This window comes from Eubacterium sp. BIOML-A2 (assembly GCF_009680135.1).
GTDB classification, from domain to species: Bacteria; Bacillota; Clostridia; order Lachnospirales; family Lachnospiraceae; genus Faecalicatena; species Faecalicatena contortus_B.
In genome coordinates, this window is the sequence record NZ_WKZK01000025.1 from 45,605 (window position 1) to 61,685 (window position 16,081).

General features: G+C 38.7%; 18 protein-coding genes. 14 read left to right on the forward strand and 4 right to left on the reverse strand.

The features are described from left to right. Positions 1-290 precede the first annotated feature (290 nt). The 4 genes from pcrA (at position 291) to GKG43_RS10820 (ending at position 5,375) form a co-directional block, all read left to right on the forward strand. Positions 291-2,519: a DNA helicase PcrA gene (pcrA, locus tag GKG43_RS10805; RefSeq protein WP_025655405.1), complete on the forward strand. Its 2,229-nt coding sequence runs from the start codon at positions 291-293 to the stop codon at positions 2,517-2,519. A gap of 83 nt (positions 2,520-2,602) precedes the next feature. Further along, the gene (locus GKG43_RS10810; RefSeq protein WP_347554231.1) at positions 2,603-2,863 is read left to right on the forward strand and encodes a hypothetical protein; all 261 of its coding nucleotides are present in this window, start codon (positions 2,603-2,605) and stop codon (positions 2,861-2,863) included. Positions 2,864-2,952: 89 nt separating this feature from the next. Beyond that, positions 2,953-4,578, forward strand: coding sequence for a 23S rRNA (uracil(1939)-C(5))-methyltransferase RlmD (gene rlmD / locus GKG43_RS10815; protein WP_025655410.1), 1,626 nt, complete (start codon positions 2,953-2,955; stop codon positions 4,576-4,578). Positions 4,579-4,601: 23 nt separating this feature from the next. Next, positions 4,602-5,375, forward strand: a complete 774-nt coding sequence (locus GKG43_RS10820; protein ID WP_129879092.1) for a hypothetical protein — start codon at positions 4,602-4,604, stop codon at positions 5,373-5,375. A 167-nt stretch (positions 5,376-5,542) separates the two neighbouring features. Here the strand turns inward: GKG43_RS10820 and GKG43_RS10830 are convergent, their stop codons facing one another. The 3 genes from GKG43_RS10830 to GKG43_RS10840 form a co-directional block, all read right to left on the reverse strand. After that, positions 5,543-6,736, reverse strand: coding sequence for a tyrosine-type recombinase/integrase (locus GKG43_RS10830; protein WP_003127058.1), 1,194 nt, complete (start codon positions 6,734-6,736; stop codon positions 5,543-5,545). 78 nt (positions 6,737-6,814) lie between these two features. Further along, positions 6,815-7,018, reverse strand: coding sequence for an excisionase (locus GKG43_RS10835; protein WP_002610247.1), 204 nt, complete (start codon positions 7,016-7,018; stop codon positions 6,815-6,817). Next, a complete protein-coding gene (locus tag GKG43_RS10840) occupies positions 7,018-8,079 on the reverse strand; it encodes a replication initiation factor domain-containing protein (protein ID WP_173816749.1) in 1,062 nt (353 codons plus the stop codon). The genes GKG43_RS10835 and GKG43_RS10840 overlap by 1 nt, the downstream gene beginning before the upstream one ends. 509 nt (positions 8,080-8,588) lie before the next feature. On the opposite strand from GKG43_RS10840, the gene GKG43_RS10845 reads away from it, so the two are divergent. The 7 genes from GKG43_RS10845 (at position 8,589) to GKG43_RS23335 (ending at position 14,201) form a co-directional block, all read left to right on the forward strand. Then, on the forward strand, positions 8,589-9,224 hold the full coding sequence (locus GKG43_RS10845) for a helix-turn-helix transcriptional regulator (protein WP_005946876.1): 636 nt from the start codon (positions 8,589-8,591) through the stop codon (positions 9,222-9,224). 275 nt (positions 9,225-9,499) lie between these two features. Beyond that, positions 9,500-10,186: a methyltransferase domain-containing protein gene (locus GKG43_RS10850; protein WP_223380606.1), complete on the forward strand. Its 687-nt coding sequence runs from the start codon at positions 9,500-9,502 to the stop codon at positions 10,184-10,186. A gap of 23 nt (positions 10,187-10,209) precedes the next feature. Beyond that, positions 10,210-10,770 (forward strand): TetR/AcrR family transcriptional regulator, encoded by a 561-nt coding sequence (locus GKG43_RS10855; protein ID WP_008728836.1) that lies wholly within the window; start codon positions 10,210-10,212, stop codon positions 10,768-10,770. A gap of 75 nt (positions 10,771-10,845) precedes the next feature. Next, positions 10,846-12,231 (forward strand): MATE family efflux transporter, encoded by a 1,386-nt coding sequence (locus GKG43_RS10860; protein ID WP_008728838.1) that lies wholly within the window; start codon positions 10,846-10,848, stop codon positions 12,229-12,231. A gap of 191 nt (positions 12,232-12,422) precedes the next feature. Beyond that, on the forward strand, positions 12,423-12,842 hold the full coding sequence (locus tag GKG43_RS10865) for a sigma-70 family RNA polymerase sigma factor (RefSeq protein ID WP_008728841.1): 420 nt from the start codon (positions 12,423-12,425) through the stop codon (positions 12,840-12,842). A 4-nt stretch (positions 12,843-12,846) separates the two neighbouring features. Continuing rightward, positions 12,847-13,086, forward strand: a complete 240-nt coding sequence (locus GKG43_RS10870; protein ID WP_005946862.1) for a helix-turn-helix domain-containing protein — start codon at positions 12,847-12,849, stop codon at positions 13,084-13,086. Positions 13,087-13,298: 212 nt separating this feature from the next. Next, positions 13,299-14,201 (forward strand): SEC-C metal-binding domain-containing protein, encoded by a 903-nt coding sequence (locus GKG43_RS23335; protein WP_243125847.1) that lies wholly within the window; start codon positions 13,299-13,301, stop codon positions 14,199-14,201. Between the two features lie 26 nt (positions 14,202-14,227). On the opposite strand, the gene GKG43_RS10880 is transcribed toward GKG43_RS23335, so the two are convergent. Further along, a complete protein-coding gene (locus tag GKG43_RS10880; protein ID WP_025655412.1) occupies positions 14,228-14,410 on the reverse strand; it encodes a helix-turn-helix transcriptional regulator in 183 nt (60 codons plus the stop codon). Positions 14,411-14,498: 88 nt separating this feature from the next. On the opposite strand from GKG43_RS10880, the gene GKG43_RS10885 reads away from it, so the two are divergent. The 3 genes from GKG43_RS10885 to GKG43_RS10895 all read left to right on the forward strand — a co-directional run bounded on the left by GKG43_RS10885 (position 14,499) and on the right by GKG43_RS10895 (position 16,037). Further along, positions 14,499-14,882 (forward strand): hypothetical protein, encoded by a 384-nt coding sequence (locus GKG43_RS10885; RefSeq protein WP_025655413.1) that lies wholly within the window; start codon positions 14,499-14,501, stop codon positions 14,880-14,882. Further along, positions 14,872-15,228, forward strand: coding sequence for an IS66 family insertion sequence element accessory protein TnpB (tnpB, locus tag GKG43_RS10890; protein ID WP_009005799.1), 357 nt, complete (start codon positions 14,872-14,874; stop codon positions 15,226-15,228). Before GKG43_RS10885 ends, tnpB begins: the two co-directional genes overlap by 11 nt. Before the next feature lie 266 nt (positions 15,229-15,494). Next, positions 15,495-16,037 (forward strand): transposase, encoded by a 543-nt coding sequence (locus GKG43_RS10895; RefSeq protein WP_243125848.1) that lies wholly within the window; start codon positions 15,495-15,497, stop codon positions 16,035-16,037. The last annotated feature ends 44 nt before the right edge of the window (positions 16,038-16,081 follow it).

Consider the following 16,081-nt stretch of genomic DNA (forward strand, 5'->3'; position numbering starts at 1 on the left):
GCATGCAGTACAGCTGCAGTTTAAAGGAAGCCCAAAGGACTGTCCTTAATATATGCCCTGGCGGGCGGGTCTGCAGCGAACCTACGGATTATAGTATAGCATTTTAAGCAGCAGTCTTCAATGGAGGAAAAGGTTCTGCGGCAGTTCTACATCAAAACATGTGGGAAAACCAAAAGGATGGATTGGAAAAGAGGGTAAAAATGAGGAGGGAATACTCTTTTTCGCGTGACAGAATACTTGTTTTGTATTATAATCTCATAGATAAGATGTAAAGCAGACAGGAGATACATATGAGTATATACGATACATTGAATGAACAGCAGAGAGAGGCGGTATACTGTACTGACGGCCCGCTTCTGATACTAGCCGGTGCGGGTTCGGGGAAAACGCGGGTCCTGACACACCGGATTGCCTATCTGATCGAGGAAAAGGGTGTAAATCCCTGGAATATACTGGCCATCACCTTTACAAACAAGGCGGCCGGCGAGATGCGTGAGAGAGTGGACAAACTGGTGGGGTTCGGCTCAGAAAGCATCTGGGTGAGCACCTTCCATTCGACGTGCGTGAGAATTTTGCGGAGATATATCGACCGGCTGGGATATGACAATAATTTTACAATCTATGACGCGGATGATCAGAAGACTTTGATGAAGGATGTCTGTAAACTAATTGATATTGATACCAAGGTTTATAAGGAAAGAAGCCTCCTTGGAGCGATCTCTTCCGCCAAGGATGAGCTGGTCACTCCGGAGGAATATGAACTCAATGCGGCGGGAGATTACGGGAAGCAGAAGATCGCAAAGGTTTACCGGGAATATGAGAAACAGCTGCGCGCCAATAATGCGCTGGACTTTGATGACCTGCTTGTGAAGACGGTACAGCTCTTCCAGACCCAGCCGGACGTACTGGAGAACTACCAGGAGCGTTTCCGCTATATCATGGTGGACGAGTATCAGGATACCAATACGGTACAGTTTAAGTTTGTAAGCCTTCTTGCGGGAAAATATAAAAACCTCTGCGTAGTCGGTGACGATGACCAGTCGATCTACAAATTCCGCGGAGCCAATATTAAAAATATTTTGAACTTTGAACAGGAATTTCAAGATGCAAGAGTAATCAAGCTGGAGCAGAATTACCGCTCCACGTCTAATATACTGAATGCTGCAAACGCAGTGATCAGCAACAACTGCGGCAGAAAGGAAAAGACGCTCTGGACAGACAACGGGGAGGGCGAAAAGATCCAGTGCCGCCAGTTTGATACGGGTTACGATGAGGCAGAGTTTATTGCGGAGGATATCCGGAAACATGTGAGAGAAGAAGGCTCCACTTACAACGATCATGCAATCCTGTATCGGACGAATGCGCAGTCGCGTCTGTTTGAGGAACGTTTTGTTTCCTCCAACATACCATATAAGATAGTCGGCGGCGTGAATTTCTACGCAAGGCGGGAGATTAAGGACCTGCTGGCTTATTTGAAAACGATTGACAACGGGCAGGATGACCTGGCTGTCAGACGTATCATCAATGTGCCGAAGCGAGGCATTGGACTGACAACCATTAACCGCGTGCAGGAATCGGCTCTGGAGCGTGAAATCGGATTCTATGAGGCTCTGCTGGGATTGGATCTGATCCCCAATATCGGGCGGAGCGCGGCAAAGCTGGAGTCATTTGTGGCGTTGATCGAATATTTTAAAACACGGGCCCGGGTGGACAGCATTTCTGACTTAATGAACGAGATCATTGAGAAGACTGGATATGTGGAAAATCTGGAAGCGGAGGATAAGGAAGATGCGCAGTCGTGTATTGAAAATATTGATGAACTTTTAAGTAAAATAGCAGCCTATGAGGAAACCTGCCTTGAACAGGACGAGAAGCCTACGCTCAGCGGCTTTCTGGAGGAGGTAGCCCTGGTGGCAGATATAGACAGCCTGGATGAGAATCAGGATTATGTGGTGCTGATGACACTGCACAGCGCCAAGGGTCTGGAATTCCCTCATGTCTATCTGGCAGGGATGGAAGATGGGCTGTTTCCGAGTTATATGACGATTACATCGGATGATATCGATGAACTGGAAGAAGAAAGAAGGCTCTGCTATGTTGGGATCACGCGCGCGGAAAAAGAACTGACAGTCAGCTGCGCCAGGAGGCGGATGATCCGCGGAGAAACGCAGTTTAATAAGATGTCCCGGTTTTTAAAAGAAATACCGCAGGAACTGTTGGAAACAGGCGCGGATTTCGGGGAAACATACGAAATGCCGGCACAAAATACATACCAGCAGGCAAAACAGCTGTTCAAGACAAAGGCATTTGCCCCGGCAAAAGTGGGGAAACAGTTTACCGTTACAAAAGAAAAAAGCCTGGATTATACCGTTGGGAACCGCGTGCGCCATATGAAATTCGGCGAAGGGCTGGTAAGAGATATTACAGAAGGCGGCCGCGATTTTGAGGTGACAGTGGATTTCGACACAGCGGGAACAAAGAAAATGTTTGCCTCATTTGCCAAGCTCAGAAAAATATAGAATTTATATAAAATTGGCATAAATAAGTAGTAATCTGAAAATGATAGTGATATAATAACCTAAAGTAAACCTGTATCGACAAGATGGGGAAAGGACGTGGAAATATGAGCAAAGTAGAGGAATTAATTGCGGAGACAAAACTGAATGAATTGCTGCGTAAAAAAGAGGACGACAAGCAGAAAAATACAGTGCTCTGGGTTCTGGCAATTGTAGGTGCCGTAGCTGCTGTAGCAGGTATTGCATATGCAGTATATCGTTTCTTTACACCGGATTATCTGGAAGACTTTGAAGAAGATTTTGACGATGATTTTGATGACTATTTCAGTGAGGAAGACCAGGTATAATCAGGTAACCGAACTAAACCATGGACAGGATGTGGCGGGAACACTGCACCCTGTCCATTTTTATGTATAGAATGATTCAGGAGAAGATGATGAAAAAAGGACAAGTATTTGAAGGCATAATAGAAAAAGTAGAATTTCCAAATAAGGGGCTGGTGTGGGTCTCGGAAGAGGAACGGTATGTCACTGTAAAAAACGGAATGCCCGGACAGAAGATACGGTTTGTAGTGAATAAGTTTAAAAAGGGGGACGCGGAAGGCAGGCTTCTGGAGGTTCTGGAAAAGTCGCCCCTGGAAACACGGGAACCGGTATGTAGTATTTTTCCGGCATGCGGGGGCTGTATGTATCAGACTATGGGGTATGAAGAACAGTTGAAAATGAAAGCCGGGCAGGTGAAAGAGCTTCTGAATGCGGTGGTGAAGGAGCCTTATGACAATGAAGGGATTAAGGCCAGCCCGAAGGAGTTCCGGTATCGGAATAAAATGGAGTTTTCCTTTGGGGATGAGTATAAGGACGGCCCGCTGTCGCTGGGGCTTCACAAGAAAGGAAGTACTTATGATGTGCTGACAGCAGGAGACTGCATGCTGGTACATGAGGACATGAACCAGATTCTGCTGTGCGTTCTGGAGTATTTTAAAGAGCGGAATGTGGAGTATTACAGGAAGATGCAGCATGTTGGGTATCTGAGGCATCTGCTTTTGAGGCGCGGGGATACGACAGGGGAGATCCTGGTGAATCTGGTGACGACGACTCAGGAAGAGCATGATTTAAGTGGGCTTGTGGAGAGGCTTTTAGAGTTGAAATTGGAAGGGGAGATTGTGGGGATTCTTCATATTCTGAATGATTCGCTTTCCGATGTGGTGCAGAGTGATGAGACGCGGATTCTCTATGGGAAAGATTATTTTTATGAGAAGATACTTGGGATGGAATTCAAGATCACCCCGTTTTCTTTCTTCCAGCCTAATTCCAGAGGGGCTGAGGTGCTTTATGAGACGGTGCGGGAGTATATCGGGGATATTCAGGATATGACGGTCTTTGATCTGTTCAGCGGGACGGGGACGATTGGGCAGGTGCTGGCTCCGGTGGCGAAACAGGTGATTGGGGTAGAGATTGTTGAGGAGGCTGTGGAGGCTGCCAGGGAGAATGCTGCCCGGAATGGGCTGGATAATTGCCGGTTTATTGCGGGGGATGTCTTTAAGGTGCTGGATGAGATTGAGGAGAAGCCGGATGTGATCGTGCTGGATCCTCCGCGGGATGGGATACATCCTAAGGCGCTGCCTAAGATATTGGATTATCAGGTGGAACGGATTGTCTATATTTCTTGTAAGGCAACTAGTTTGGTGCGGGATTTGGAGATGATCTTGGGACGGGGGTACCGGGTGGAGAAGTGTGTGGCGGTGGATCAGTTTTGTGAGACGGTGCATGTTGAGACGGTTGCGCTCTTGACCCGTAAAAAGGATGTAGAAAAAATCGACATTGAAATGACCGTGGATAAGGAAGATGTGACGGAGAAAGCCACGTATCAGAAGATTAAGGAGTATGTGAAGGAAAAGTACGGGCTGAATGTGCATACGAAGTATATTGCGGAAGTGAAGAGAAAACATGAATCGCCGAATAAGGTGGATGTGCCGAAGAGGGAATATCCGGGGTGTCCAGAAGAGAAGGCTGGAGCGATTGAAGAGGCATTACAATATTTTGGAATACTGTCAATTTTATAAAGTATTATAAGGGAGAATATTTCATGAACGCATTTGAAACATATAAAACGATTTATCGAAGTCAAAAATATAGTGAACATAAAAATAAGAGTTGTGATAGCTTGGAAGAAATTGTCAAAGAGAAGTTGGAGTATTCTGGAGATATAAAACCAGAATTTTGGAATATTTTATGTGAAGTAGTATTAACATCGCCATGTGATTTTTGGGATAGGAAGGTAGAAGAGTCTACATTAGATGGTTTGCAGAAATTATATGATGACAATGGTTGTGCAATCAAGATAAATGAAGAAATACTTGAATATTTTTATATGGGTTATAGTACTTATAGACAAATTACAGATATTATTGTTGATTTTGAAAAAACTATTGATGATACAATTACGAAAAATAGATTATATAGAATACCAATGTTTGTTAATCTAATGGAAGGATGTTTGACGAATTTTTTTAGAGTAATTGTATTAATTATAAACTATACTGTCGAGAAGGATTACAGTAATCAAAGAATGTTGAACCCGTTATGTGAAGTGTTAAGAAAAAATGGTTTCGAGGAATTACAAAATAAAATAGATGTAGATATTAGAAATGCAATTAATCACGGTGGTGTATTCTTTAGAGAGAATGGTAGGGAAATCGTATTTCATTATGTTAAGGAAGGAAAAGTTGTTGAAAAGATACTGAAAACATACGAATTTGATAAATTAATTAATGATACTTATGATGTGGCGAGTGGCATATTATTAGGGATTTCTCTTTTTTTAAATACCAATCTTGAAAGTATAGAATTAATTGTATAAAATTATATATGTCTTTTTGACTATCTTTTTATATCTTCTTAAATGTCCGCAAAGCCTTATTTTATAGGCTCTACGGGCATTTTTCTTTTGTGGTAAACCTCACATATCTAGGTCTATCTTCTTATATTTTCGCTATCAAGCGTGGTTAAAATCGTGGTAAATACTTCTTATGCGATTAGACGCTGAACCTCTGATTTTGCGGTATCTATGGACGCATGAGCATACCAGTTCATTGTGATACTGATATTTGAATGCCCCATGATATACTGTAAATCTTTCGGGTTCATGTTCTTGCTTGCCAGCCTTGTGCAGAATGTATGGCGTAGCGTATGCGGTGTGATATGTGGCAAGGGATTGTCCTTGTGGTGCTTGTTGTATTTCTTTATCATACGGACAAATAAGGCGTTGTAATCAATCGCAACTTTGGGCTTGCCTTTATGATTGACAAATAGGAAATTGCTCCGTCCGTCTATCACAAATGGTTCTGCCTTTGGGTGTTTCTTCATAACCCGTTGAAATGCCTGTATTGTTTCTCTGCTTAATGGCACTTGCCTTATTCCGCTCTTTGTCTTAGGCGTTTCAATATAATAACCCTGTTCCTTGCTCTTTAGTAACTGGTGGTCGATAACCACAACCTCATGGATAAAATCAACGTCCATGATTGTCAGTCCGCACAGTTCCGAGATACGAAGTCCTGTCTTTAACAGTATCAGCACATCATCATAATACTTGTGATACACATTGTCCGTCTTGATGAATGAGAGTAGGGCTTGTTCCTGTTCCTCTGTCAATGCGACTTTCTCTTTGGTATCATTTTCTAGGACTTCACTTAACTTGAAATCAAAAGGGTTTTTCCTTACACAATCGTCTTGTATGGCGATATAGAATGACGCTTTTAACGAGCGTTTATGGTTGTTAATGGTGTTATAGGAAAAGCCTTTGTCTTTCATGCGTAATGCCCATTCCTTAGCGTCAGAGGGTTTTATCGTATCAATGCTCCTAGCACCTAACTTGTCCTCTTTCAATAACCGCATGAGCTGTTCCCGTTGTTTCTGTGTGCTTTTCTTCACGTTTGCCCTCTGTGTGTTCTGTTTAGCGTAGAGTTGGCAAAGCGTCATTTTCTTGCCTGTGCTGTCGATACCGTCCTCAATATCCCGTCTTATCTGCTGTTCCAGTTCACGAAGTGAGGGTTTTTCCCGTTTTCCCTTTGGTGTCGGGTCTGTGGGTGTCAATCTCCAAGCATACACATATTTTGTGTTTCCAAATGCGTCCACATATTTATATAAGTATTTTCCGTCTGTTCGTTGGCTCTCTCCAGTATGCAGGATACGTTCTTTGCTATCCCGTCTTTTTTCTTTCATGGTGTCTGCTCCTTTCCTTGTTGGAAAGAGCCTTGATATGACTTGTGTTCATCATAACACATACAAGGCTCATTTGCATTAGATTGCGTCCAATTTGTCAATGACCTTTTCAAATTGTCGGCGTTTAATCTGTATGCGGTTGCCATTCATAATGAGCCAGCCAGCGTCCTTGTTTTCCTCTGCCAATCGTCTTAACTTGTTTTCTCCGATACGGAAATATTTTGACGCTTCTTCAATGGTAAGGGTGTACTTTTCCCATACAGGAATATCGTTGTTATTCATTAGATACCCCCTTTCCCTTGTTTTGTGTCATACTGGATATAGGGGATAAGGTCGGTGCGGTTTATCCTCTGTAAGTGGGCGGTTAGTTTGCTGGAAAGGGAATTACTGTATCTTGCCTTATCAAGCATAGTTCCCACTTTTTCCAGTCCACCTAATGCGTCATGTTCTTCTAAGAAGTAAAAACTTTTGACAGCGGAAATCACGCCACCCTCTGTGAGCCATTGCTGTGTTTCTTCAAGAGAATTATGTAGTTTCGGTACTTGCACTTTCAAGACTTCCACAGCCCCTAAAAAGCGTTCCCAAAACCGACACGTTTTCCATCTGCTCTTATTACTTTCATTTCTGTTTGGCACGACAAAGCGTAGGTTGTTTGCCAATAGCCCGAAAGCCAGTTCCCCAAGTTCCAGCGGTCTGTCTTTGAATGTCATGGCAAAAGCATGAGCCTTATCATCACGCAGTTGCATTTCTGTCCGTTTCCAACTGCCAACTTCATCAAGTGTCTTATTATGTTTTGAACAGACTTCCTTATCTTTATCATAAAAGCGGTAGGACAATCCCGATTTACCAGCACCGATATAAACAGTCTTTGCGGTGTCGAAATCATCAAACTTGCTTTCGTCAAAGTGGTAGCCCTCACTATTAGAAATAAATTCCTCTTTTTCGCATTTCTTCTTTATCTGCTCTATGGTAAAGAATGGCTTTTCGTTCTTATCATCAATGGCAATATCAAGTCTTGTAAAATGGAAGTTATCCAGTCCGTATCTTCGCTCACAACGTCGGAACATATCTCCAAAGGTACAATTCCTACTATCGAGAATACGGAAAATATCATCACAACCTCTGCCAGTCATAACAAGATAACAGCCTAGCCCCTGTGGGTTGTCCTCTGTCTTTCTTGCGTCCCCCGATACATAAATATCTCCAATCTGCCAGCGTGCTTGATAAGTCTTGAATTTTATCGTTGCTGGATAAACATTGAAAATGTCAGTCGGTAAACCTAAAATGTGCATGATTACATCTTCAGCGGTTGCAGTATCAAATACAATGCTGATGTAATCAATCTTAACGGATAAATTTTTGTGTGTAGTTATAGTGCATTACTCCTTTCGTACTTCCCGTTTTTTTGCGGGGTAAAAATCGTGTTTTGTCCTTTATTTATCACAGTTTCTAGGTACTATGACATGTATGCGCAGGGCGGTGTTACATGTATGCGCAGGGCGGTGTTACATATACGCCCTCTGCGAACGCCTTTAGGCGTTCCTTTTCCAAAAGGAACTGTCTGTCCGAACACGTCTGGGGGACGTGCCCCGTCCAGCCAGCCCCTTTTGGAAACCACTATTTTCGGTCTGATAGTCCATGCTTATTCATGCTATCAAAGTGAAAATGTATCTTCTCTATGCTTACTCAAGCGTGTGATTGACCTTATCGTGCTTAATCACTCTATCTGATACGATAATAACGCCATTAGAATTACTTGTCAAGAAGTTTTTGTTGACTTTTAGATGTAGATTAAGTATGATATGCTTATAAATACCAAGAAAAGCAACGAAAGGAGCGGTTATACTAAGTTATGGAGCATTACGAAAAGAAAATCAGTTTCTTAGGAGAGAACATACAGACCATAAGAAAACACAGAGGAATGAAACAACAGGAACTTGCGGATAAAATCGGTATCAATATGCAGAGCCTTTCCAAGATTGAACGAGGTGTGAATTTTCCTACCTTCGATACATTAGAAAAGATAATGGACGTGCTGGGTGTAATGCCCAATGAATTATTATCGGGAGAATGGAAGTATGTTAATCAATCCGAAAAGGAAGTCTGCCAGTTTTTAAGAATTGAAGAACGATTAAATGCAGAACTAAAACATGGACATTATGACAACTTCTTTGACAGCGAGGAAGAATGGCTGGAATATGAGTTGGAAAAGTTACGGGAATATATTACCGACTACATCAACGGGAAAAGTATTGTAGCGTCCGACCTTTATCCAATCAAAGAATTTATCCAGCATTTGAAGTTTCAAAAACTGTTAGACCGCTATGATGATTTATACAGCATGGATATGTTCGGGGAAAGCATAGAGGGACATAAATATAGGACACCTTATCAAGTCGTAAAAATGATAAACCCCAATTCAAAAGAAGATATGGAATTATTACGGGAAGTATTGAAAAATAACCATTTTGATGATGAGGACGAATAACTTTTTCCCTCTTTGTAGAAGATACAGCAAACAAAAAGCCCAGTAAAGAGTGCAAAGCACCACCAATGGTGGCAAGGCTCTTGACAGGGCTTTTTCTTTTCTGTGGAGGGTAATCAAGAGGAAGAAAAGATAAAATTTGATTTGTGGTAAATCGGATAATATCAATGAAATTGTCACGGTACAAATTTGGGCTATATAAGGAATAGTAACTGGAAGATTGTAGGGTAATCAAAAAGGCGTGTATTTTAAATCAGAGATACACGTCTTTGAAATGAATGAAATTCAATGAATTTTATTCATTGACAATCGTTCATTCACGAGATATAATTTTAGTGAAAGGAGTTGATTACATGAATATTACGAAACAAAAATCACAAAAGACTTTTGATAAGCAAGCTGCCGATTATGATACAAATATTCAGGGGGAACATGCTCGAAAACTCTATAAGCCGATTATAGAAAATTTAAAAAATAAGAATATACATTCTATATTAGATTTAGGTTGTGGAACGGGTGCGTTACTTAAAGAAATAAAAGAATTAAATATAGCAGAACAACTATTTGGAATAGATATATCTCCCAATATGCTTGAAATTGCAAAAAATAAACTAGGAAATGATGCAACACTTATCTTAGGCGACTCTGAGAGATTACCTTTTGAAGATAGTTCTTTTGACGCCATTGTATGTAATGACTCATTTCATCATTATCCACAACCAGATATTGTAGAGAAAGAAGTGTCTAGGTGTTTAAAGCAAAATGGAGTTTTCATTATCGGTGATTGTTGGCAACCAATCGGAGCAAGACAGATAATGAATTACTATATGAAACACAGCAATAGTGGAGATGTAAAGATTTATTCAAAAAAGGAAATGTTGTTATTATTATCAAAAGACTTCCACGAAATTGAATGGAAATCTTTTGGCACAAGATCTTGTTTAATTATAGCATACAATAATTAAACCGCAAGAAAGGAAAGAAAACAATGCGTATTTCAAAAGAACCAGAGGAACGTAAACAAGAAATTTTAGAAACAGCCATTAAATTATTTAGTGTAAATGGGTTTGAAAAAACTTCAATATCAGACATAGCAAAAGAAATTGGAATAGCACAAGGATTATGTTATAGATATTTCCCATCAAAAGATGTACTTTTTCAGTCTGCTATCAATGAATATTCAAATATTTTAGTCGCCAATATGACAAAAAATATAAATATAAAAAAGGATAGTTTAAAAGATATTTTGCGGAAGATGATACTTTTTGCAGAACAAGAAGATGATACATATTATCCAGTTTTTCATAATAACCAAAATAAAAATTTCCATAATTTATTAACATTGAATGTATGTGAAAAACTTTTTCCTATTGTATCTGAAATTATTGAAAGAGCAAATTACACAAATGAAATACAAGTCAATGATGTTGAAATGTATGCCAGTTTTTGCATATATGGACAACTAGGAATTATTTTAAATACCGATATATCAATTAAAGAAAAGAGTTCACGGATAAAGGCATTTTTTAGGGACTTGTTTAGGCTTTAAATCTTCCCCTGCCAAAAGGCAGGGAATATTTAAATAAATTAAATGAATAATTTTCATTCAATAGGAGGAATTAAAATGAACAAAAATATTGATTTTGTAAACGGAAACACAAAAAAATGTTTACTTGAAATGACTGTTCCTATGATAATAGCTATGTTTTTAAATATGGCATATAATCTCGTAGACAGTCTTTGGATTGGAAATTTGTTAGGTGAGCAGGCATACGCAGCGTTAACAAACTCGACACCTATTATTTTAATCTTAACTTCAATTGGTATGGGAGCAACAAACGGGTTAGCCATTCTATTATCACAGGTAATTGGTGCGAAAAATGAGCAAAAGAAAAAGAATATTATAGTTACTTCTTTTTTTGTATCTATAATTCTTTCAGTGTTTATGACAATTGTGTTGGAGATTTTTTTAGAGCCTATTTTGATAGTTTTAAATACACCGACTGAAATTTTTGATATGGCAAAAAATTACTTATCTATATATGCTTTGGGATATGTAGCAGTTTATTTGTATTTATACTTTACAGCCATTTTAAGAAGTTTTGGCAATACTATGTTTCAAGCAGTTGCAATGCTTGTGTCTACTTTATTGAATGCTATTTTAGATCCTATTTTCATTAACATAATTGGATTTCACGGAGCGGCAATCGCAACCTTAATATCACAGATTATTTGTTTGGCGTTTATGTGCATTTATATTTATCGTAAAAAATTATTTAACCTTTCACTATCTGATTTTGATACAAAAGAGATTATGCCGTTTGTAAAAAATGCTGTGCCGTCTGTCATTCAACAAAGTATTCCTGCTATTAGTACAACATTTTTAACTGCTATTGTTAGTACTTATAGTATTTCTGCTATTGCTGGCTACGGAGTTGCTGGAAAATTAGAAATGATATTATTTTATCCTGCTATGGCTCTTAATATGGTGTTGACTTCAATCGTAGGGCAATGTATTGGAGCACAACGTATCGACAGAGCAAAGAATTATCTGAAATTGGCGTTAAAATATGGTATTGTTGTTTCAAGTGTATTATCAGCAGTTGTTATTTTCTTCTCTAAACAGTTGGCAAAATTGTTTGTTTCCAACGTAGCTGTAACAAATGTTGTCAGCCATTATTTTTTAATTGTTAGTATCGGTTATGTTCTTTACACTATTACTAGTTGCTACTTAGGTACTTTAAATGGTATAGGAAAACCAACAAAAAGTATGATACTAATGATATTCTACTATATTATTATTCGTATTCCTTTTGCCTATCTATTATCTTGGCTGGCAGAAAATTTAAATGGTGTTTGGATAGCGATTTTAATCAGTCACATAGTCGCCTGCATTATAACTATTTTAACAAGTAATCAAATTATTAAGCGGTTATATGGAAAACTTTATGATAGGACTAAAAAAGCAAGATATAAAAGCATTGAAAGTAACTGCTGTGGAAAGTTTTAGGAATAATCTTATACGATTATGCACTACCTAACAGCATTTTATCAACAACTAAATATTTTACAATATTAAAAGTTCGTACAGACGGTATATTTTGTACGGACTTTTTTCTTGTTCTTCTTTTTGTATTTTCCAAAGATATAGACGGTATCTCCGTTTATATATTTCAGCGTATGCGGAAAGGAGGTGAGATTATGAACCCATCTTCTTTCGAGCATATCGTTAGAATACAGTTTAATGCTTTGATGATGACTGTTATTAAATGCACAGTAAAAAACAGAAACAGACAGTTTGCAAGACGTTCTAAGCGTGAAGTTTTATTCTGTGAATTATCAGATACGAAAAATGTTGAATGTGTAACTAAGGATAACTATTCTTGTGATTACATTTCGTTTGAAGTCTTGAATTTTACAATTCAAATATCAAATGAGAAACTTGCTGTTGCTTTATATAAGTTATCGAATAAAGAGCGTGATGTAATTCTATTACGCTATTTTCAAAGTATGAGCGACCAAGAAATAGCCGAATTATATCATGTATCACGTTCTGCTATTTATCGCAGAAGAAGTAACGGATTGAAGAAACTAAAAACAGTATTGAAAGAAAGGAATTGAACCAATGAAAAAAGAATATGGCTACCCTACATTAAAAGTAATATGTCAAGCGTCTGCTGGAAATGAAACTGCCATAAGAGAGATTTTGAAGTTTTATGACGCTTATATATGTAAATTATGCTTGCGTCCGTTTTACCACTCTGAAAGTGGTAAAATCATTATGCAGGTTGATGAAGAATTAAAAGGTCAAATCCATACAGAAATGATGAAAGCAATCTTGAAATTTGAAATCAGAGTAAAATAATCATACTACATGAATGAAAAACGGGAGATACACAGATATTTGTGCTATCTCCCATGTTGTTTTTGTGTCATATCAAGGCTCATTCAATCGTGGTAAATTCGTGGTAAAATGAATAGTTTTCTATACTTCAAAATGTTTGAAAGTATAGTGTTTATGCGGATAATCAAAAATCAGATATAAAATTTAGAAAAAATACTTATGTCTCTTATATAATGTTTGCACAAAAATTGAATGTTCCAGGTATTAGATGTAGGGGGATATCAGAGTCCCAGAATCCAATACAAATTAATGCAGAATTTGACTTTGATGTAATTGATAGAAAGTATTGTAGACAATCAGCATTACTATTAGCAATACAAATATATGAAGTGTATCCAGAATATAAGCAATTTTGGATTGGAATTCATAATATTCGTTTAAAAGCAAGTTGGATGCGCTTTATAAAGAAAGACATTGAAGCGATTGTTAAAGGTAACAAAGACGCATTTCCTAATGCAGTAGAAAATATGTTAAAAAGAGGTGATGAGGTTTTATTTGAACCATCAAAAGAGCAAATTGATTTAGAAGAAATAAAATATTATAAATATCCACAATATAATAGTGAATCATATAAAATTAGAAGTGTTGAAGATTGTAGTTTGGAGAATAAAAAAAGATTCAGAGCACATGTTTTTATCGGCAACACAAGTAAAAGAGAAGATATTATTAAAATAATTAATGAAGCAGTTTTATGGGTGTCTAATCTTAAAAATATTGCAGACCCGAAAGATATTATTAAACATGGAACTATGGAAGCAGATTCTGTATATCTAAACATATATAGGGAAGATGGGAGGAAGAGCAAAGAATTATTTCCCAGTAATGATAACTTTATATGTTTTGTGGATTATAATCTTGATGGCGAAACAAGTCTTAAAGATGGTGGTATTCCTTCAAATCTTTGGGCGAAGTTAACACATGAGAAGATAGGGAAGTTTCTTATTGCATGGGCTGATTCAAAATTTGCTAGAAATAATTTGGTTGACAAAAGAAAAGTTGGAAGAAATGATCCTTGTCCATGTGGAAGTGGAAAAAAGTTTAAAAAGTGTTGTATAAATAAGAAATATTACGATTAATAATAATAAAAATATCATATAAGTTTTTATTCGTCCTCAAATATGGTTTCATTCATTTCCGGAAAATCTAATAATTCAGATACAGTCATTCCCAAACCGAGAGCCAGCTTATGCAAGGTTTTCAGTTTGGGATTTTTTGTCTTTCCAGACATGATATTTTCCACCGTAGACTGTGTAATGCCAGATAAGGTAACATCGGTAAACGTCAAACCATCCGCCTTTCTTTCTGATGAGTTTTATGGCACACTTGAAAAAATGCAAAAAACTAACTAGTTTTTTCAAGTGGAGGTAAATACTATGGATAAAACCACTCATGAAGTAAGGCTTGCTAATTGGAAATCAATTATTGAGCAATGTCAACAGCGACCGGAAGGACAGACTGCCAAACAGTGGATGATGGATCATGACATCAGCGAAAAGAGCTACTACTACTGGCTTCGCAAAATACGCAAGGAAGCATATGAGCAAATGTCTTCAATCAACCTACCGGCTACCAGTCAGGAAGGCACTGTTACATCTGCAGAATTACCAGTTCAACCACAGGGAGCTTCTGAATCTTTCGGGCAGTCATTTCAAGCAGATGCAATCATCCGCACCGGGAAGTTGACGATAGGATTATCAAACACTGTTTCTCCTGAACTTCTAAAACAGATGTTGGAGGTTGTTATCCATGTTAGCTGAAGCAGCCGGCGTGAAACGCATCATATTGGCCTGCGGAAGAACTGATCTTCGAAAAGGAATTGATGGTCTGGCACAATTAATCGGCACAAAGTATGATTTAAATCCTTTTGAGAAGGATGTGCTTTTCCTGTTCTGTGGGTGCCGAACGGACAGGATTAAAGGCCTGCTTTGGGAGGGAACCGGGTTTTTACTTTTGTATAAGCGTTTGGAAGATGGCTCATTCAGCTGGCCGCGCACGCCCGAGGAAGCGGCGGAACTGACTAGAGATCAGTACCAGATGCTGATGCAGGGCTTGAATCCGATTGTTCCAAAGATCAAAGAGGTCCATCCAAAGCATGTGTTATAAATTTTTTGTTGTGCAAAACAGAGAAATTTAAACCTTCGGTTTTTGCTGTAACTTTGGAATCCCAAAACTTGCCGTAAAGCTGTCAGTATTGCGGCATATACGCCTGAAACAAGGCACTTTTGAACATTGAAAACTCTATATTTCTATCCTTGTATAAGAGGTATAAAGCGTGTAAACCATAGGCATTATGACGAAGTGCCAAAGTGCCGAAAGTGGCATAAATACGCTATCCGCGGTATAATAAAGACAATTAGGAGAGCGAACTTATGGCTGAAAAATATACCGTGGAACAATTGAATAAGCTAAACAAAAAAGATCTGATGCTCCTTGTGTTGTCTATGCAGGATCAGTTAACACAGATGAATGATAACTTGGAGAAACTTATCGAGCAGATACGTATTGCAAACCAACAGCGCTTTGGACGCCATACGGAAACACTGGATGCAGTCAGCGGACAACTATCGCTGTTCAATGAAGCCGAAGCACTTGCGGAAGATACTACGGAAGAATTAACGATAGAAGAAGTCCTTGCGACAATCCTAAAACAGAAAAAGCAGCGCGGTAAGCGGGATGCGGATTTGTCTGGATTTCCGGAAGAAAAGATTCTTCACAGTGTCTCGCAAGAAAAACTTAACGAGATGTATGGTGACGGAAACTACAAGCGTATGCCGGATGAATCTTATAAGCGTCTGCGTTACGAACCGGCTTCCTGGACAGTTGAAGTTCATACGGTTGAAGTGTATGTCGGCACAGATGGGCTCCATCAGGATGAATTCTATAGTGGCTCAGTTGTCAAGACAAAAATCTAAGATTTTTATAATGAACTGATATGGTGGACAAGTTACAAGGAACA